Origin of the sequence: Thiocystis minor (assembly GCF_016653465.1) — a bacterium.
GTDB classification, from domain to species: Bacteria; Pseudomonadota; Gammaproteobacteria; order Chromatiales; family Chromatiaceae; genus Chromatium; species Chromatium minus.
In genome coordinates, this window is sequence record NZ_NHSQ01000183.1 from 1 (window position 1) to 20006 (window position 20006).

The following is a 20006-nucleotide window of genomic DNA, read 5'->3' on the forward strand; positions in this document are numbered from 1 at the left end:
CGTCGGAACTCACGACCCTTGGTTACCCAAGCGCCGCTCCGAGGCACTACAATGGTGTACGAGCAACTCCATCGGCGGGACTTTAACCCGCAAGTTAATCAGCCTGTTACGGCATACGGTCAGGTCTCGCATCGTAGCATCCGAATAATAGGATGTTCGTCGCGTGTCGTCCGAATCACCGCATCGGTCAGTGGCGTCTCAGCGTTTTCCATTTCTATCCATTCGTTGGATGGCTTGGTTCGAGGATCCTTCCAAAGTAACGCACCAGCCACTGCTTCTGTCATATGATTTCCCAGGAGTTGCCTGAGACAACCGCCGCTATCGTCAATCCGAGCCCGTGAATCGCGTGACCTTGTCCGTCTCGTGCTAGCCTATGCCGTAACCTATGCCCAGTCGATCAGCACCCATGAACGCACCCCGCCGCGCTACCCTCTTCACCAATGGCAGCAATCAAGCGATTCGCATCCCGCGGGACTTCGAACTGCCCGGCAAGGAAGCACTGATTCGCAAGGAAGGCGACCGACTCATCATCGAGCCAGTGCCGCCGCCGAGACTGCTCGCGGTGCTGGCGACCCTCGACCCCATCGACGACACCTTCCCGGACATCCACGACCCGGCGCCGGAGCCGGTCGATCTCTAGCGGCTCCCCGCGATGCCCAAGCCCGCCTATCTGCTCGACACCAACATCGTCTCCGATCTCGTGCGTCGGCCCGCAGGGCGCATCCGCGACTGTATCGCCGCGCGCGGCGAGAAACGAGTCTGCACCAGTCTCATCGTCGCCGCGGAGCTGCGTTTCGGCGCAGCCAAAAAGGGCTCCGACCGATTGTCTGCCCAACTGGAGACCGTGTTGGCGGCCCTGGACATCCTGCCTTTCGACGAGCCAGCGGATCGGTGCTACGGCGAGACCCGAGCGGCGCTCGAGCGTGCGGGCACGCCGATCGGCGCCAACGACCTGCTCATTGCGGCCCACGCCCTTGCACACGGGCTGACCCTGATCACCGCCAACGAAGCCGAGTTCCGTCGCGTGCCGGGGCTTGTTGTCGAGAACTGGTTGAATCACGAAGGCGAGGCATCCGCGCCGCCTTACATTGTGGAATAACCGTTCCACAATCGCTGTGCGCACTTTGCGGCACGCGCGCATCCAGATCGAATCGCCGAATGCGACCCGAAAGCCCCGGAAACGCACCTGTACCTACTACGGCACCCCGAGAAAGAAGAAGGGGTAAAGATCTGAAGATTCAATTGCCTTAATCGGCAAACAAGCACCTCAAGCCGAGTCCGTCTTGCGCCGTCGAGCTTGTCGTTTTGTATTTTGCATTATCATGGGCGCAGCCAGGTAGCCAGGTAGTACCTTTTCTGTACGTCCAAGGAATCGCCTTCCAAGCGGTACCCTGTCGGTCCCGCGGAGGCCGGCATCCCGTCAGCCGTGTCAGCGCGGCACAACGACGCCCGTCGACAATCACCAACATGCCCAGACCATCCCGAGATCACACACGACATGCCTGATCAAGCGCTTAGTTACCGAATCGGCCCGCTCCGTCTCGCCCCCGGCGTCCTGCCGCGCCACGGCTGGACCTTTCTTATCGCCGCCTTTTTTTCCATCGGCCTGATGATCTTCATTTCCATCGGCCAGACGTACATTTTGAACGAACATCTGCACATTCCCTCGTCCGAGCAGGGCGCCATCAGCGGCAATCTGGTCTTTTTCACCGAGATCCTGACCCTGCTGCTGTTTCTGCCCGCCGGCATCCTGATGGATCGGGTCGGGCGACGACCGGTGTATGCTGCGGGTTTTCTGCTGCTGGCTCTGACCTATGTGCTCTATCCCTTTGCCGAATCGGTCGATGCGCTCTATGTCTATCGCATCGTCTATGCCATGGCCGTGGTCACGGTCGCCGGCGGACTCTCGACCGTCCTGGCCGATTATCCCGCCGAATGTTCGCGCGGCAAGCTGGTCGCCATCGTGGGTCTACTGAGCGGACTGGGTGTCGTCTTCATCAGCCAGGGCTTCGGCGCGCTGCCCAAGGTGTTTGCTGGCGCGGGTTTCGATGGGGTCGCGGCGGGCCGTCTGACCCATTTCATCGTCGCCGGACTCTCGGTCGCGGTCGCCGCCTTTCTGCTGTGGGGACTCAAGCCCGGTCTGCCGATCCGCCACGCGGAACGCCCGAGCGTGCGTGAACTCCTGATCGGCGGTTTCTCGCAGGCGCGCAATCCGCGCATTTTGCTGGCCTACTCGGCGGCCTTCATCGCCCGCGGCGATCAATCCGTGAATGCCGTCTTCCTGATCCTCTGGGGCACGCTCGCCGGCAAGGCCGCCGGGCTGGAGCCGGCAGCGGCGGTGATGGGCGGGACGATGATCTTCGTGATCGCCCAGATCGCGGCCCTGGTGTGGGCGCCGATCCTGGGTCCATTGCTCGACCGCATCGACCGGGCCAGCGCGCTGGCGGTCTGCATGGCGCTGGCCGCGCTGGGCAATCTGGCCCTCCTGCTGCTCGATGATCCGCTCGCCAGCCATGGCCTGATCTTCTTCATCCTGCTCGGAATCGGTCAGATCAGCGTCTTTCTGGGCGGTCAATCGCTGATCGGACAGGAGGCGCCGCCCGCGCAGCGCGGTTCGGTGCTGGGCGCCTTCAACGTCGCCGGCGCCATCGGGATTCTGCTGATCACCTTCGTGGGCGGGCATCTGTTCGACCGGATCGATCCTCGCGCGCCCTTCGTGGTGGTGGGCGTCATCAATATTCTGTTGATGTTCGCCAGCGTCTATGTTCGTCTCCGGTATCCGGTCAAGCCGGCAATCGAGGAGACGGTCGCCGCGACCGCCGCATGAGGCGACGAGCGCCAGGGTTCGCGCGCCGGCCATCGCGGATGAACCGATGGGTCGGCGCCCTGCGCGCCATCGGCTCGCTTGACGCCCCGGAACGGCCTGACTAATCTGCCAATGGCGAGTACCTCCTGATCGATTCGGCCGTTTCGCCAGCGTCATTCAATCGATCGCACCTCTGTTCCCGGTGGACACTCGACCGGGCACGGACCTGGACGAACATCGCACCGAGCAGCAATCGTGTATCCAAAGTATTTTGGGCTCAAGGAGCCCAGTTTTTCCATTGCGCCCGACCCTCATTATCTGTTCCTCAGCGAGCAGCATCGGGAGGCGCTGGCGCATCTGCTCTATGGCGCGGGCGAGAGCGGCGGTTTCGTGCTCCTGACCGGCGAGGTCGGGACCGGGAAGACGACGGTGTGCCGCGCCTTTCTGGAGCAATTGCCCGAAGGCGTTGACGTCGCTCTGATCCTGAATCCGGCCCAGACCGCCAACGAACTGCTGCTGAATCTCTGCGAGGAATTTCGGATTCCGGTCTCGGAAGGCAAGCGGTCGATCAAGGTGCTGGTGGATCGGCTCAACCAGTATCTGCTGGAGGCGCATGGTCAGGGCCGCCGCCCGGTGCTGATCATCGACGAGGCCCAGAACCTTCAGCCTCAGGTGCTGGAGCAGATCCGGCTGCTGACCAATCTGGAGACCACCAAACACAAACTGCTTCAGATTTTTCTGATCGGTCAGCCCGAACTGCGGCGCATGCTCGACAGCGAACAACTGCGGCAGCTCAATCAGCGCATCACGGCGCGCTTCCACCTGACCCCTCTCAACCTCAGGGAAACTGGAGACTATATCCGTCACCGCGTGGCGGTCGCCGGGGTCGATCGGCCCCTGTTCACCGCGAGCGCGATTCGTCATATCTATCGCTATTCCGGCGGGATTCCGCGCCTGGTCAATATCCTCTGCGATCGGGCGCTGCTGGGAACCTGCGTGACCCGCGGTTCGCAAGTGACGCCCTTGATCGTCGCCAAGGCGGCGCACGAGGTACAGGGGGGGGCGATCGAGGTTGCTCGCCAGCCTGCCGTGCGACCCGCCTTCCTGGCGGCGGCGGCCTTTGTTCTGGCGTTGGGCGCGGGCTGGTGGGGGGGAGAATGGCTGGACAACGTGGATGGCGATCCGTTCGGATTCGTTGCCAAGATCTTCTCGCGTCAGGCCGATGAACTGCCCCCGGAGCCGGAACCTGAGCCGATTGCGCTTCCGGATGCGCAAGCCGCAACCGCCGCGGCGGCGACCAAGGAATCCGTCCCCGTCGCCGCGTCGTTAGCGCCGTCGGAACCGACCCCGCCTCCGGAGTTGGCCGACGCGCCCGCGGAGACTCCGACGCCCGACGAGGTGTTGCCACTGATCGCGATGACGAGTTTCGAGGGCGACGCGCTGGACGCGACGCTGGAGCGGCTGGCCATGCCCGAGGCCGATGCCGTGAGCCTCCTGGCGCAGCGCTGGGGCCTGGAGTTGGACGATCTCGGGTCTGACGAGCCCTGCGCGCGGCTTGCGCGCGTCGGCCTGAGCTGCGAGCAGGAGCAGGGTACGCTCGGCAATCTCCGCTATTTCGATCTGCCCGCGCTACTGAGAGTCGCCAGTCCTGACGGCGCTAGGCGTTTCGTGGTCCTGAGCGCGCTGGGCGAAAGCGAGGCGACGCTGGATCTCGCCACCGGCCGCGAGCGCGTCCCGGTGGCGGGGTTGGAGCGGATCTGGACCGGCCATTACACCCTGGTCTGGCAGCCGCCGCCGGGCGGTTCGACCCTCATCGCCTCGGGTTCCTGGGGCGAGGATGTGCGTTGGTTGCGCCAGCTTTTATCGCGGGTGCCGGGCCTGGAGGACTTGCCCGGCGATTCTCCCCGCTTCGATGCCGCGCTGGATGCGGCGCTGCGGACCTTTCAGACTTCCAGGGGACTGCAACCCGATGGCATCGCCGGTCCGCGTACCCTCATCCAACTGAATCAAGCGGTCGAGATGCCGGGTCTGCCGCGGCTTGGCGGGATGTCCGCGGTCTCGGCGCCCGGGGTGGGGGCGCCATGAGCTACATTCTGGAGGCCTTGAAGAAATCGCAGCAGGAGCGTGAACTCGGTCAGGTGCCGACGCTGGACATGACCGGGATCTTCAGCGAGGACAAAGAGCCGGTCCCCGCCAATCACTGGGGGCTGCTTGCCGTTGGTTTGGCGGCCCTGGCGGTCGTGATCGCACTCTTCGCCGCGTTGCGCGGTCCGGCATCGCCCCCGGTCGAACCGACTGCGTCGAAGGCGCCGGACAGCCAGCGTCCTTCCTCCCTGGAGTCGTCCGGCGGATCCTCGGCGGCGGATGCAGAGTCGGCAGCGCCCGCTCCCGCTCCCTTGCGGCTCGCTCCGGTCGCTCCGCTGGTGGAGGCGCCGCCTCCGAAACGCCCGATCCGCGCCATCCCCGCGACGCCCGACATGCGCGGAGACGCCGCGGGCGGGGAATTCGGCCCGGAGGAATTCATGGACTACCCCAACCCAAATCTGGATCCGGCGCTGGAGCGTGAACTGCAACGTCAGGTGGACGCGGAGCCGCTGCCGTTCGACGATCCCGAACCGCTGGTCAGTGAGCCCCCCAAGCGCGCACCGATCCCGGTCGATCTGATCGACGATATCGAATCATTCAAGCAACAGGTGCGCCGCGAACAGGGACTGCCGCCACCCAAGTCCAAAGCGACGTCTGCGCCCGTCAAGATCAGCGGCGATCCCACGCGGCTGCGTCTGACGCCCCAGCAACAGGCGCAGGTGCCTGGATATCTGATGACCGTGCACGTTTACGACCCGGATGCCGCCAAGCGTTTCGTTCTGATTAACGCGCTCAAGTATCGTGAAGGCGAGGAAACGCGAGAGGGGTTGCGAGTCGAGCGCATCCTCGCCGATGGCGCGGTGCTGAGCTATCTGGGTCACCCCTTTTACGTCGCGCGCTAACCCGCGCGAGCGTCAGCGCTGGTTGGATTGGGCGAGCGCGAGCGACACGCAAACCGCACCGATCAGGCTGAATGCGCGCGTCGGATCCGGCACCTCATTGAGCCTCGCAATACGTTGCCGAAGCCTTTAGAGTGCGCGCTCCAGCTTCCCTGCGACTCATGCCCTGGCGTCTTTCCCATGACCGAGCAGAAACCACGCGACCCGGATTCCCTACACCGCCATCTGCATGACATACAGGATTTACTGTCGCGTCAGCACTTGGTCGAAACGCTGGTCCATCGTCAACAGATGCCGCACCAGAAGCTGGTGGAATCCATCACCCACAAGCAGAACCTGGCGCGGCTGCGGCGCAAGCTCGACCGTCTGCATCCCGCCGACATCGCCTGCATCCTCGAAGCCCTGCCGCTCGCCGACCGACTGTTCGTCTGGGACCAGGTTCGCGCCGAGAAAGACGGCGATATCCTGCTGGAGGTGTCGGACGCGGTGCGCGCCACCCTGATCGAGACCATGGACTCGGACGAGATCAAGGCCGCCGTGGAGTCGCTGGACACGGACGAACTGGCCGATCTGGCGCCCGATCTGCCCCCGGACGTGATGCGGGATGTCATCGCCTCGCTCGATCAGGAAGAACAGGAGCAGGTCCGCGCCGCCATGGCCTACCCCGAGGACACCGTCGGCGCACTCATGGATTTCGACATGGTCACGGTGCGCGAGGACGTGACCCTGGAGGTGGTGCTGCGCTATCTGCGCCGCTTCGAAGCGCTGCCTGACCATACCGACAAGCTGTTCGTGGTCGACCGCGATGACCGGCTGCGCGGCGTCCTGACCCTGGAGGCGCTGCTCATCAACGATCTGGAGAAAAAGGTCTCCCAGGTCATGACCGCCAAGTCCGTGGTCACCTTCGCCCCGGACGACGCCGCCGGGGGCGCTGCCAAGGCGTTCGAGCGTTACGATCTGGTCTCGGTCCCGGTGGTCGACGCGACGCGGCGGGTGCTCGGGCGGATCACGATCGACGACATGGTCGACCAGATCCGCGAAGAGTCCGAGGCGGAGATTTTCAGTCAGGCCGGTCTTCGCGAGGAGGAGGATATCTTCGCGCCGGTGATCCGCTCGGTGAAAAACCGTTGGGCCTGGCTGGCGATCAATCTGATGACAGCCTTTGTCGCCTCGCGGGTCATCGATCTGTTTCAGGGATCGATCGAGCAACTGGTCGCACTCGCGGCGCTGATGCCGATCGTCGCCGGGATTGGCGGCAACGCCGGCAATCAGACCATCACCATGATCGTGCGCGCGATCGCCATGGGACAGGTCGAACCGACGGCACTCTGGCGGCTGCTCCGAAAAGAACTGAGCGTGGCCCTGATCAATGGGGTGGTTTGGGGCGGAGTGATCGGACTAGTGGCCTGGTGGCTCTATCGCAACCTGGAATTGGGTCTGGTCATGACCGCCGCCATGACCCTGAACCTGTTGCTCGCCGCCACCGCGGGGGTGGTGATTCCGCTGCTGCGTCAGCGTTTTGGCCGGGATCCGGCACTCGGCGGTTCGGTCATGATTACGGCGCTGACCGATTCGGGAGGGTTTTTCATCTTTTTGGGGCTGGCGACGGTATTTCTGCTTTAAAACGCGCTGGGCGCGATCGGCAGTTTACGCACCGGCTGTCCGGTGAGCGCGAACAGCGCGTTCGCCACCGCCGGGGCGATGGGCGGCGTCCCGAGTCCGCTCACCCCACCCGGCGCGGCGTCGCTGCGCACGAGATGGACCTCGATCGCGGGCATCTCATCGAAGCGCAACAGCGGATAATCCGCGAAATTACCCTGTTCCACCCGGCCCTCCGACAGGGTGATGACGCCCTTGAGCGTCGCGGTCAGACCGAAGACGACACCGCCCTCGATCTGGGCGCGCACGATCTCGGGATGCACGACCTGACCGCAATCCACCGCGCAGACGACTCGATGGACCCTGACCTGGCCGGCGCTCGTCGAGACCTCGGCGACGGCGGCGATGAAGCTGCCGAACGCCTCTGTCAGCGCGATCCCGCGGGCACGCCCCGCGTTTGGCGGCGCGCTCCAGCCGGCGCGTTCGGCGGCCAGCTCCAGGACATGCCGATGACGCGGACGGTCCGCGAGCAGGGTGCGCCGCAGGGCCAGCGGATCCCGGCCCGCGAGGCGCGCCAGTTCGTCGAGAAAGCATTCGGTGACGAAGGCGTTCTGGGTGTGTCCTCCGCCCCGCCAGAAACCCACGGGCACGGGGGTGTCGGCGCGCCGATATTCCACTCGCCGATGAGCGATCGCGTAGGCGAGATCGGCGGCGCCCGCGGTCAGGGTCGGGTCGATCCCGTCGGGCATGTCGGACGGGCGCACCCGCGCGAGTAGCGAAGGCCCGACGATGCGATGGAACCAGGCCGTGAGCTGGCCTTGTTCATCAAGGCCGCCACGCAACCGATGCAGGGTCATGGGGCGATAAAAATCGTGCCGGAGGTCGTCCGCGCGGGTCCAGATTACCTGGACCGGGCGCCCCAGCAGCTTGGACAGTTCGACGGCGTCGATCACGAAATCCTGCTCGCGCCGACGTCCGAAACCGCCCCCCAGCAGGGTGGTGTGGACCGCGATCCGCTCCGCCGGCAATCCAGTGAGGCGCCGCGCCGTCTCCCGGACGCCCTGCTGATCCTGAGTCGGGACGTAGACGACACACCGGTCCGGCCCGACATCGGCGCTACAGTTCATCGGCTCCAGGCAGGCATGGGCCTGAAACGGAACCTCGTACACGACTTCGATCTGTCGGTGCGCGGCGTCCAGCGCGGCGCTGACATCCCCCTGGCGGTGCGCGAGCGCGGCGCGGCCGGTCAGCGCGGCGCGGAAACGGGCGCGGATGCGTTCGGTATCCGCCACGCCGTTGACGGACGGGCGGCAGTCGACCTCCAGGAGTTCGCGCGCGCGCAAGGCGGCCCAACTCGTCTCGGCGACCACCGCGACGCCGTGGCGAACCATCAGGATCTCGACGACGCCGGGAATCGCGCGAGCCGCCTCGCCGCGCCAGTGGCGCACGCGGCTTCCCAGGACGGGACAGCGTGCGATGGTGGCGTAGAGCATGCCGGGCAGGCGTACATCGAGCCCGTAGCGCGCCCGGCCGTTGACCTTGTCCGGGGTGTCGAGACGGCGCGGACGGGTTCCGATCAGGGTCCAGGCGTCGGGCGTCTTCAGTGGGATCGGCTCGGGAACCGGCAACCTCGCCGCCAGGGCAGCGAGTTCGGCATAGGCAAGACTGCGCGCGCCGTCCGCGTGATGGACGCGCCCGCGCCGTGCCTGACACTCCGTTTCGGGAACCCCCCAGGTGGCGGCGGCGGCGTTGACCAGCAGCCGTCGCGCGACCGCGCCCGCCTCGCGCAGCCCGGTCCAGGCATCGCGCAGCGAGGTGCTTTCGCCCGTCGCCTGCGCGCCCAGGAGCCGATTGATATAGTCGGAATCGACTGGCGCCGGTTCGACCTCGATCTGATCGAGTCCGACCTCCAGTTCCTCCGCCAGCAGCATGGGCAGGGTCGTCATCACGCCCTGGCCCATTTCGGAGCGCGCCAGCACCAATTGGATCCGGCCGTCGCCATGGAGTCGGATCCAGGCATTGGGCGCGAATTCGACGGGCGGATCCGACGGATCTGGCAGGGTCCGCGCCGGCATCGCGTCGGCGGGATCGGGCAAGGGAGCTGCGCGCGTCGGCAGGGCAATCCCCAGCACCAGCCCGCCACCGGATAAGGCGCCAATCTTCAGCAAGGCGCGGCGGGTCAGCCGGACATTCTCGGACGGATCAACCATCCCGAGCCTCGGGATTGGCGGCGCGCTGGATCGCCCGGCGGATGCGCGTGTAAGTTCCGCAACGGCACAGGACTCCGGACATGGCGGCATCGATGGCGGCATCGGTCGGTCGCGGATGCTCGGCCAAGAGCGCCGCCGCGACCATCAACTGGCCGGACTGACAGTAGCCGCACTGCGGAACCTCCTCGACGATCCAGGCCAATTGCAAGGGATGACGTCCGTCCAGCGACAGACCCTCGATGGTGGTCACGCGCTTCCCCGCGACGGCGGACAAGGGCGTGACGCAGGCATTGACCGGCGCGCCGTCCAGATGGACGGTACAGGCGCCGCACGCGCCCGTGCCACAGCCATATTTGGTGCCGGTCAGGCCCAGATGGTCGCGGAGCACCCAGAGCAGGGGCGTCTTCGGATCAAGATCAAGCTCGCGCAACTCGCCATTCAGTGTCACCGGGATCATCGTGGCCAAAATCGGAATCAATCGGATAGAAGGGTCGCTAGCATTGCAGATTTGAGGCGGGTACGAAAGCGCATGCTTGAACGAAACCGCCGTCGGCGCCATCCACGTTGTTTGCGCATTGGTTCGGCATCATTTAAGGACGATGCGGACCGCCGACGCGGCCAGGAAACTCCCGGAAAGTAACATGGCCGGACGGGGCATGCGCCCTGTCAGGACGTTTCAACCAGGTTCGCGGGGATGACGAATTTCCAGTGTTCAGAAAACGTTGCGACGGGGTGAATACCCTGTCGCGCTGATTTCGTTGTCGAATCGAATCGAATAACGACAACGACAACGACAACGAGCATCGCGGATGCCAGCGGCCAGCGATTTTCATCAAGCTCTCGGCCATCGCGCAACAGGTTTCAGGTCTCACCGTTCGCGGGAAGACGACCATCAGCGAAAACATCGATAACACTCCAGCAAGCGGTTGGTAGCTGGAAGCTGGAAGCTGGCGGTCGCCAGCTCATTCCATAATGATAATCAGGAGACGCCCTTGCGCGATCGTTCGATGAAGCGACTGAATCGGTTTCTGCTCGCCGGACTCCTCGTCTGGGTTGCCGCCGACCTGACTCAGGCCGCCGACAAACCGCTGGAGAAGCCGATTCCGGTCATGGCCGCCGAAGTCAGCCGCCAGCCGCTGGCCGACCGGGTCGAGGCGCTCGGGACGCTCAAGGCCAACGAGTCGGTCATCATCACCGCCAATGTGACCGAAACCATCTCCAGCCTGCATTTCGAGGATGGTCAGCGGGTGCGCGCCGGGGATCTGCTGGTCGAGATGACCAACGCCGAGGAGCATGCGCTGCTCGAAGAGGCGCGGGTTCGGGCGGGCGAGGCGGAGCGCCAATATCAGCGGGTGAAGGCGCTGGTTGCGCAACGCTCGGCCTCCGAGTCGCTGCTCGACGAACGCAAACGCGATCTGGATACTGCCCGCGCGATGCTGGTAGCGCTCGAATCGCGCCTGGCGGATCGTGTGATTGCCGCCCCTTTCGATGGCGTCCTGGGGCTGAGGAACATTAGCCGGGGCGCACTGGTCGAGCCCGGCGATCCGATCACGACGCTGGACGACGACCGCGTCATGAAGCTCGATTTCGCCGTACCGAGCGTCCATCTGACGTCTCTGGTGCCTGGGCTGAAGATCGAGGCCGAGACCGATGCCCACCGCGGCCAGGTCTTTACCGGCGTGGTGCGCGGCATCGACAGCCAGATCGATCCGGTCACGCGCACGGTTCAGGTGCGCGCCATCCTCCCGAATCCGGATCGATACCTGAAGCCGGGTCTGCTGATGCGCATCGATCTGCTGGTCGATCCGCGCGAGGGTCTCGTGATTCCGGAAAAGGCGCTCCTGCACCAAGGGCAGGAGCACTTCGTCCTGGCCGTGAGCGACGGGAAGGAGGGACTGACGGCGGAACGTCGTCAGGTCGAGATCGGCACCCGTCAGCCGGGTTGGGTGGAAATCCGCGCGGGACTCCAGCCGGGCGAACGCATCGTGACCGACGGCAACGACAAGGTCCGCCCCGGTCAGGCGCTGCGGATTCTCGACGCGATCGACGGCGACGGCGCCCGGAATCCGCCCGCCGTGACGGATGCCGCCCCATGATCCTCTCGGACCTCTCGATCACCCGGCCGGTTCTCGCCAGCGTGCTCTCGCTGCTGCTGGTCGCCTTCGGGCTGGTCGCCTTCGACCGTCTGCCCCTGCGTGAATTTCCCGACATCGACGCGCCCGTGGTCTCGGTCGAGACCCTCTATCCCGGCGCCGCGGCCACGGTGGTGGAGAGTCGCATCACCCAACTCATCGAGGATCGCATCGCCGGCGTCGAGGGCATCCGCACGGTGGAGTCGACCAGCCAGGACGGGCGTTCGGCGGTCACGGTCGAGTTCCACATGGACCGCGACATCGACGGCGCCGCCAACGACATCCGCGATCGGGTCTCCGGCATCCTGGATCAGTTGCCGGCGGAGGCCGAGCCGCCGGAGATCCAGAAGGTCGACAGCAACGAGGATGTCATCCTCTGGCTCAACCTGACGAGCGACCGTCTGACCCTGCCGGAACTCACGGACTACGCGCGCCGTTATCTGGTGGACCAATTCTCGGTGCTCGATGGGGTCGCGCGGGTTCAGGTCGGCGGCAATCAGGTGTTCGCCATGCGCATCTGGCTCGACCGCAGGGCGCTGGCGGCGCGCAACCTCACGGTAGCGGAGGTCGAGAACGCCCTACGCGCCGAAAACCTGGAACTGCCCGCGGGCGAGGTCGAGTCCCTCGACCGTCAGTTCAGCGTCCGGGTCAATCGCGCCTTCAAGACCCCCGAGGATTTCGCGCGTCTGGTGCTGGCGCGTGGCGACGATGGCTATCTGGTGCGTCTCGGCGATGTCGCGCGGGTGGAGCGCGGTACCGAGGAGAACCGCACCTTCTTCCGGGGCAACGCGGTGCCCATGATCGGTATCGGCATCGTCAAGCAGTCGACCGCCAACACCGTCGCGGTGGCCGATGGCGTCAAGGCCGAGGCCGCCCGACTCAATCCGCTGCTCCCGGAGGGGATGGCGATCAAGCAGAGCTACGACAGCTCGGTCTTCGTCAAGGGCGCCATCGATGAGGTCTACAAGACGTTGGCGCTTGCCATCGGTCTGGTCACGCTGGTGATCTTTCTGTTTCTCGGCAGCCTGCGGGCCACGCTGGTGCCGGCGGTCACGGTGCCGGTGTCGCTGGTGGCGACTTTTACCCTGCTCCTGGCGCTCGATTTTTCCATCAACATCCTGACCCTGCTGGCGCTGGTGCTGGCGATCGGTCTGGTGGTCGACGATGCGATCGTGGTGCTCGAAAATATCCACCGGCGGATGGAGGAAGACGGCGAGACGCGTCTGGTCGCCGCCTATCGGGGCACCCGTCAGGTTGGTTTCGCGGTGATCGCGACTACTCTCGTGCTGGTCGCGGTCTTCGTGCCCATCGCCTTTCTGCAGGGGGATGTCGGACGGCTTTTCGGCGAATTCGCCCTGACCATGGCGGCGGCGGTGAGCTTCTCGTCCTTTGTGGCGCTGTCGCTGTCGCCGATGCTGGCCTCCCGGATTCTGCCCGCCACGCACGCCAGTCAGGGGCGCGCGGTCCTGTCCCGTGGCGTGGATCGCGCCTTTCAATGGGCGCGGCGTGGCTATGGCCGAAGCCTGCGTTTCCTGTTGCGCCAGCCCTGGATCGTGCTGCTGGCCTTTGTGTCCACCCTGATCGGCGCGCTTTGGCTGTTCGAGCGCATCCCTCAGGAATACACGCCAAAGGAGGATCGCGGCGCTTTCTTCATCCTGGTCAACGGTCCCGAGGGTGCTTCTTTCGAGTATATGAAGGATTACATGGACGAGATCGAACGACGCCTCTTGCCCTATACCGAGAGCGGCGAGGCGATCCGGCTGCTGGTCCGTGCCCCGCGCGCCTTCACCAATACCTCGACCTTCAATTCCGGCATGGTGGTTATGGTCCTGAACGACTTTGACCTGCGCCGCTCCGGATGGGTCATCATGGACGAGGTGCGCGCCAAACTCAGCGATCTGCCCGGCGTGCGCGCCACTCCGGTCATGCGACAGGGGTTCGGGTCGCGCATCGCGAAACCGGTCCAGTTCGTCATCGGCGGCGGCACCTATGAGGAACTGGCCGTCTGGCGCGACCGCCTGCTCGCCGCCATCGAGCAGGACAATCCCGGACTGACCGGCATCGACTGGGACTACAAGGAGACCAAGCCCCAGCTTAGGGTCGAGATCGACTATGACCGCGCCGCCGATCTGGGCGTCACCATCGGCAACCTCGGACGCACCCTGGAGACCATGCTCGGCTCGCGCAAGGTCACGACCTATCTGGATGCCGGCGAGGAATACGATGTCATCCTGGAAGGCGAGCGCGCGGAGCAGCGCACCCCCGGCAGTCTGGACAACCTCTATGTGCGCTCCGATCGCAGCGGCGAACTCATCCCGCTCGCCAATCTGGCGCGAGTGGTCGAGTCGGCCGACTCCCAGAGTCTGAAACGCTACAACCGGATCCGCGCCATCACCATCGAGGCGAATCTGGCGGAGGGGCTCTCGCTCGGCGAGGCGCTCACCGATCTGGAGGCCAAGGTGCGCGAACATCTCCCCGAGCAGGCGCGAATCGACTACAAGGGCCAGAGTCGGGATTTTCGCTCCAGCAATGAGGGTGTGCTCTTTGTCTTCGCCCTGGGGCTGGTCGTGGTCTTCCTGGTGCTGGCGGCGCAATTCGAGAGCTGGATTCATCCGCTGGTCATCATGCTGACGGTTCCGCTCGCCATGGCGGGTGCCCTGCTCGGACTCTGGCTCACCGGCCAGACGCTCAACATCTTCAGCCAGATCGGGCTCATCATGCTGGTGGGCCTGGCGGCCAAGAACGGCATCCTGATCGTCGAATTCGCCAATCAGTTGCGCGATCAGGGCCATGAATTTCGCGCCGCGCTGCTGGAGGCATCCGACGTGCGTCTACGTCCGATCCTCATGACCGGACTCACCACCGCCGCCGGCTCCGTGCCGCTGCTGCTGTCGAGCGGCGCCGGCGCCGAGACCCGCGCCGTGATCGGCACCGTCATCCTCGCCGGCGTGCTCGCCGCGACCTTCTTCACCCTCTTCGTGGTTCCGGTCGCCTATGACCTGCTGGCGCGCCACACCGGCTCGCCGGGGGATGTGAAACGGCGGCTGGAGCGGGAGACGGCGGATTCCGCTTGAATGAAACCGAGTCTGGCGTGACCTGCCATAATTGGCTGGTCAGTTCGGCCTCGCATGAACCAAGAGATGATCACGCTGGCGCAGTTTAAGCAGAGACAAACCTTCACGCTCACGACAACGACCGCGGCCATATCGGACAAACCGCATGAAACCAACGGGCGCTCAAGACCATCGTCGGGGTGATTTCATCGGGAAGCGTCTCGGAATTTCACGCCTCCAACTGAAACTCTGGCTTGGCGTGGGCGCGAGCCTGTTGATCGGCCTCGCCGTGTTGCAAATCGATCACTACCGCGCGGCGCGCGCGGATGCGATGGAGGCCATTCTCATGGAAGCCAGAATCCTGCGGACGGTGCTGATGGCAAGCAGCGGAGTCTATCATCAGTCCTACCTCAAGAAAGGACTACCCGCTGCCTGCGAGACCATCGACCTGTTGCCAACCCATGCACTCGCGCGGATCGCCGGGGTACTTGAGAAGGAACAGCCAGCGGAACTGCGCATCAGGGTCGTCGGTCTGGAACGCCTCAACCAGGATCAACGGCCAGACGACTCTGACGTGGATGCGATCGCGTATTTCAAGCGCAACCCCACGTCGGCGGAACGCCTGGCGCAGGTTGCCACTCCCGATGGGCAACGCTTCTATCACTACGCCCAGCCGATCTGGACCGAAGCCTTTTGCCTGACCTGTCACGGCGACCCCCAGAATGTCCCCGCGAATATTCGCGATCGTTATTCGCCCGCGTCCGGTTTTCACGAGGGCGATCTGCGCGGGATCATGAGTCTTTGGCTGCCCATCGATCACATCGAGCAGCGCACCTTCGAGCATTTCATCCGCTCTCTGCGTGGTCATCTCGCGGTCTTTCTGGTGATGTTCATCGTCGGCGGCGTCTTATTGCAACGTTTCGTCATCAACCAACTGCGCCAACTCCAGGCGGCGGCTCATGCGCTCGCCAGCGGCCAGTATGGCTCGCGTGCCACGGTGACGGGCCACGACGAACTCGCGGATCTGGCGACCACCTTCAACCGCATGGCCGACAGTATCGAGTTGCGTGATCAGCAGTTGGCGGGGAGCGAGGAGCGCTTGCGGTTGTTCATCGGCTATGTGCCGGTCGCGCTCGCGATGTTCGACCACGACATGCGTTATCTCGCGGTGAGCCGACGCTGGCTGATCGACTATCGCGTCGCGGACGTGATTGGCCGCTCCCACTACGAACTCTTTCCCGATCTCCCGGAGCGCTGGAAGGACGCGCACCGGCGTGGACTGGCCGGCGAGGTGGTGCAGGAAGACGAGGATCGGTTCGAGCGTTCGGATGGCCGCGTTCAATGGGCGCACTGGGCCGTGCGGCCCTGGTACCGTTACGACGGCACCATTGGCGGCATTATCCTCTTCACCGAAGACATCACCGAGCGCAAGCTAGCCGAGGAAGCCCTGACGCGGGCCAACTGCCATAACCGCGCCCTGCTCGAAGCCAGCCTTGATCCCATGGTGGTGATCAACCCGGATGGCCGGATCAGCGATGTGAACCTCGCCGCCGAACAGGCCACCGGATATGGGCGCGAACAACTGATCGGGAGCGATTCCACCAGCTATTTCTCCGATCCAGACCTCGCCATGGAAGGCTACCGCATCGCCTTCGAACGTGGTCAGGTCCGCGATTTAGAATTGGAGCTAATTCATCGCGACGGCACCACCACCCCCGTGCTCTATAACGCCGCGGTCTATCGTGATCATGCGGGCGCGGTCGAGCAGGTGTTCGCCGCGGCGCGGGATGTGACCAACCTCAAGCGCATCACGGATATGCTCAAGGCACGTCTGCGACTGCTCGACGGGGCCGCGTCCCGTTCGCTGGACGAGGTGCTGCGGGCGAGCGTCGATGAAGCGGCGGCCCTGACGGATAGCGCGATCGGTTTTTACCATTTTCTGGAACCCGATCAGGAAACCCTGGTGCTACAAACCTGGTCGACCCGGACCACCCGCGAGTTCTGCCAGGCCGAAGGCGCGGGGCTCCATTATCCGCTGTCGGAAGGTGGCGTCTGGGCCGATTGCGTGCGCCAACGCCGGGCGATCATCCACAACGATTACGCCTCGCTCCCGCAGCGTCGCGGCCTGCCGCCGGGACATGCAGAGGTCACTCGCGAGTTGGTGGTTCCAGTGTTTCGCGACGAGCGCATCGTCGCAATCCTCGGCGTTGGCAATAAGCCGCGCGACTACGATGAGACAGACCTAAAACTCGTCACCACCTTTGCCGATCTGGCCTGGGATATCGTCGAGGAGAAGCTCGTACATAATGCCTTGTGGGAGAGCGAGGCTCGTTATCGTGAGATCATCCAGGTGACCAACGAAGGGATCTGGGCCATGAACACGGATCATCTGACCACCTTCGTCAATCCGCGGATGGCCGCGCTGCTCGGCTATGCAAGCGGGGAGATGCTGGGTCGCCCGGTCGAGGACTTCATGTTCGCGGAGGATTTGGAAGCGCATGGGGATCGCATGCAAGCCCGACATCAGGGTCAGCACGAACAATACGAACGTCGGTTTCGCCGCAAGGATGACTCGGAGCTTTGGACCCTGGTCACGGCGGTCGCACTCTATGACACAAAACAGGGTTTTGACGGCTCATTCGCCATGTTGACGGATATCACCCAGATCAAGGAGCAACAACGCCGTTTGGAGCAGATGGCGCACTTCGATCCACTGACCGGCCTGCCCAATCGAACGCTGCTGACCGACCGCCTGCGGATCGCCCTGGCGCACGCCCGGCGCGAGGAATGTCTGCTGGCGGTCTGCTATCTCGATCTGGATGGCTTCAAGCCGGTCAACGATACCCATGGACACGCGGCAGGGGATCGTTTGCTGATCGCGGTCGCCGGGCGGCTGACTCAATCCGTGCGCGAAGGCGATACCGTTGCCCGGCTGGGTGGCGACGAGTTCGTGCTGCTGATGGGAAACCTGACCAGCCGGGAGGAAGGCGAGCACCTGCTGACGCGCCTGCTGACGGCTATCGCCGAACCCTATGCCATCGACGCGGAGACCACCGTCGCGGTCTCGGCGAGTATTGGCGTGACCCTCTACCCGCTCGACCAGGCCGATCCGGATACCCTGCTGCGCCATGCGGACCTGGCGATGTATCAGGCCAAGCAGGCCGGACGCAACGGCTTCCGTTTCCTCGAATCCGATGGTTTCACATGAGCCCGTTCGCCTCGGCGATTGCGCATCCTCCGGCAGGATCTACCGCTAAACCAGGCTTGTGAGAGACGGATATCCAACGGAAGGGTTGGGTGGCGCCGCGCGCATTTGGGCTGGTCAGCGGTCACCGCTATGATGAGCCTCCGCGCGCGGCTTCGGAACCGCCCTGCCGAGTCTCCCCCGCGCAAGCAATCGCCCCTCAACCACTGCGAGCCATGCCCATGTCCTTCGCTCACGGCTATCCCTACGATCCCAGCTACGGCTATGACCTGGACGGATTGCTTGCGGTCGAACCGCCCCCCGAACCAGCCGATTTCGCCACCTTCTGGCGCGCCCGCCTGGCCCGCGCGCTGACGGTCGATCCCAACCCCCGTCTGCGTCGGTCGAGCCTGTCGCATCCGAGTTTCCAGGTCCATGACCTGGAATACGACTCCACCGAGGGTTTCCGGATTCGCGGCTGGCTGTTGACGCCGTTGCATCAGCCGCCGCGACGAGGCTTCATCCTGGGACACGGCTATGGCGGGGTCGAGCGCCCGCCGCTGGAACTGCCGCGCCCGGATGGCGTCTACCTGATTCCCTGTTTCCGGGGCCTGAGCCTGAGCCGCTGTCCGCCGATCTCGGACGATCCCAACTGGCACGTCCTCCATGACATCCATGATCGCGACCGCTACATCCTCGGCGGCTGCGTGGACGACATCTGGACCGGCGTCACCGCCCTGCTGCGACTCTTCCCGGATCTCGACGGGCGCCTCGGCTATCTCGGGATCAGCCTCGGCGGCGGGCTTGGCGCCATGGCGCTGGCCTGGGATTCCCGCCTCGGGCGCGGTCATCTCAATGTGCCGACCTTCGGCCATCAGCCACTACGGCTCACGCTACCCACTACCGGCAGCGGGGCTGCGGTCCAGTCCTTCGTGCGGACTCAGGGCCGGGTTCCGGAAACCCTGGCGTATTACGATGCCGCCCTCGCCGCCCGGCATCTCCGCCAGCCGATGCAGGTCGCCGCCGCCCGCTTCGATCCGATCGTGGCGCCGCCGGGGCAGTTCGCGGTCTACAACGCCATCCCGGGAGACAAAAACCTGTTCGTGCTGGAGGCGGGACACTTTGACTATCCCGCCCGGCGGTGGCAGGAACAGGAACTCATGGCCGTGCTCTGGGCCTTCCTTGCGCCGCTCTGACGGACGCGCCCAATCCTGATCGCGCTGGGCGCCAATGCCCTTCGCAAGTCACATGATTGCAACCTTCATCCATTAGGATTCCGCGGACGCGATCCGGGAATCCTGGCCGCGCACACCGACTTCACTGCATCGGATCTCTCTTTTCGCAAGGTCAAGGCGATGAACCGCGAATATCACCGTTGGTATAGCCACCGGCTTGGCCGGGAGATGGAACTGCTGGTCTTCGGGCACGCCGGGGCCAAGGTGCTGGTCTTCCCGACTCGCGACGGACGTTTCCATGAGTACGAGGATCTGCGTCTCGTCGAGTCGCTCCGACACAAGATCGAGGCCGGACAACTCCAACTCTATTGCGTGGACAGTATCGACTGGGAATCGCTCTACTGTTTCTGGAATCACCCCGCCGACCGTATCCGTCGCCATCATGCCTTCGAGGACTATGTCCTGAACGAAGTGCTGCCCCTGATGGCGGCGAAAAATCCGCACCCCTGCACCATCTCCCACGGGTGCAGCCTGGGCGCTTTTCATGCCGTCAATATCGCCTTCCGTCACCCGCACCTCTTCCGCAAGGTCGCGGCCTTCTCCGGGCGCTATGACCTGAGCCTGAACGTGGAGGATTTCCGTGACCTCTTCGGCGGCCACCGGGACGATCTGACCTATTTCCACACGCCCACCCAGTACCTTCCCAACCTGGGCTGTCCGGATCGGCTGGCGGCGCTCAGCAGTTCTAAATTTAAGACCATGCTGTTATGAAGGACTCTTTGAGAGTCGAGCGGAGAACCCGATGGTTCTGAAACCAGTTGTCCCTGTTGCTCCCACGCCCAAGCTCTTTTCGGTCACGGGCT

At 64.5% G+C, this 20006-nt stretch carries 13 protein-coding genes; 11 read left to right on the forward strand and 2 right to left on the reverse strand.

Going from position 1 to position 20006, the window contains the following annotated elements:
* Positions 1-406: 406 nt before the first annotated feature.
* The 6 genes from CCR95_RS23305 (at position 407) to mgtE (ending at position 7413) form a co-directional block, all read left to right on the forward strand.
* Positions 407-640, forward strand: a complete 234-nt coding sequence (locus CCR95_RS23305) for an antitoxin (protein WP_014779160.1) — start codon at positions 407-409, stop codon at positions 638-640.
* 12 nt (positions 641-652) lie between these two features.
* Positions 653-1099 carry a type II toxin-antitoxin system VapC family toxin gene (locus CCR95_RS23310; protein ID WP_201098920.1) on the forward strand — a complete coding sequence of 149 codons (447 nt, stop codon included), beginning with the start codon at positions 653-655 and terminating at the stop codon, positions 1097-1099.
* A gap of 399 nt (positions 1100-1498) precedes the next feature.
* Positions 1499-2827 (forward strand): MFS transporter, encoded by a 1329-nt coding sequence (locus CCR95_RS23315; protein WP_201098922.1) that lies wholly within the window; start codon positions 1499-1501, stop codon positions 2825-2827.
* Positions 2828-3061: 234 nt separating this feature from the next.
* Positions 3062-4891, forward strand: coding sequence for an AAA family ATPase (locus tag CCR95_RS23320; RefSeq protein ID WP_201098924.1), 1830 nt, complete (start codon positions 3062-3064; stop codon positions 4889-4891).
* Positions 4888-5793 carry a general secretion pathway protein GspB gene (locus CCR95_RS23325; RefSeq protein ID WP_201098926.1) on the forward strand — a complete coding sequence of 302 codons (906 nt, stop codon included), beginning with the start codon at positions 4888-4890 and terminating at the stop codon, positions 5791-5793. Before CCR95_RS23320 ends, CCR95_RS23325 begins: the two co-directional genes overlap by 4 nt.
* Positions 5794-5970: 177 nt before the next feature.
* On the forward strand, positions 5971-7413 hold the full coding sequence (gene mgtE / locus CCR95_RS23330; RefSeq protein ID WP_201098927.1) for a magnesium transporter: 1443 nt from the start codon (positions 5971-5973) through the stop codon (positions 7411-7413).
* Here the strand turns inward: mgtE and CCR95_RS23335 are convergent.
* Positions 7410-9599, reverse strand: a complete 2190-nt coding sequence (locus tag CCR95_RS23335; protein WP_201098928.1) for a xanthine dehydrogenase family protein molybdopterin-binding subunit — start codon at positions 9597-9599, stop codon at positions 7410-7412. The genes mgtE and CCR95_RS23335 overlap by 4 nt on opposite strands.
* The gene (locus CCR95_RS23340; protein ID WP_201098929.1) at positions 9592-10056 is read right to left on the reverse strand and encodes a (2Fe-2S)-binding protein; all 465 of its coding nucleotides are present in this window, start codon (positions 10054-10056) and stop codon (positions 9592-9594) included. The genes CCR95_RS23335 and CCR95_RS23340 overlap by 8 nt, the downstream gene beginning before the upstream one ends.
* Before the next feature lie 550 nt (positions 10057-10606).
* Here CCR95_RS23340 and CCR95_RS23345 point away from each other — a divergent pair.
* The 5 genes from CCR95_RS23345 to CCR95_RS23365 all read left to right on the forward strand — a co-directional run bounded on the left by CCR95_RS23345 (position 10607) and on the right by CCR95_RS23365 (position 19914).
* Complete coding sequence (locus CCR95_RS23345; RefSeq protein WP_201098935.1) at positions 10607-11695, forward strand: efflux RND transporter periplasmic adaptor subunit; 1089 nt, start codon at positions 10607-10609, stop codon at positions 11693-11695.
* Complete coding sequence (locus CCR95_RS23350) at positions 11692-14805, forward strand: efflux RND transporter permease subunit (protein ID WP_201098930.1); 3114 nt, start codon at positions 11692-11694, stop codon at positions 14803-14805. Before CCR95_RS23345 ends, CCR95_RS23350 begins: the two co-directional genes overlap by 4 nt.
* A gap of 145 nt (positions 14806-14950) precedes the next feature.
* The gene (locus tag CCR95_RS23355) at positions 14951-17992 is read left to right on the forward strand and encodes a PAS domain S-box protein (RefSeq protein ID WP_201098931.1); all 3042 of its coding nucleotides are present in this window, start codon (positions 14951-14953) and stop codon (positions 17990-17992) included.
* A 218-nt stretch (positions 17993-18210) separates the two neighbouring features.
* Entirely contained in the window at positions 18211-19164 is a 954-nt protein-coding gene (locus CCR95_RS23360) for an acetylxylan esterase (RefSeq protein ID WP_201098932.1), read from the forward strand.
* A gap of 159 nt (positions 19165-19323) precedes the next feature.
* Positions 19324-19914 (forward strand): esterase family protein, encoded by a 591-nt coding sequence (locus tag CCR95_RS23365; protein ID WP_201098933.1) that lies wholly within the window; start codon positions 19324-19326, stop codon positions 19912-19914.
* The last annotated feature ends 92 nt before the right edge of the window (positions 19915-20006 follow it).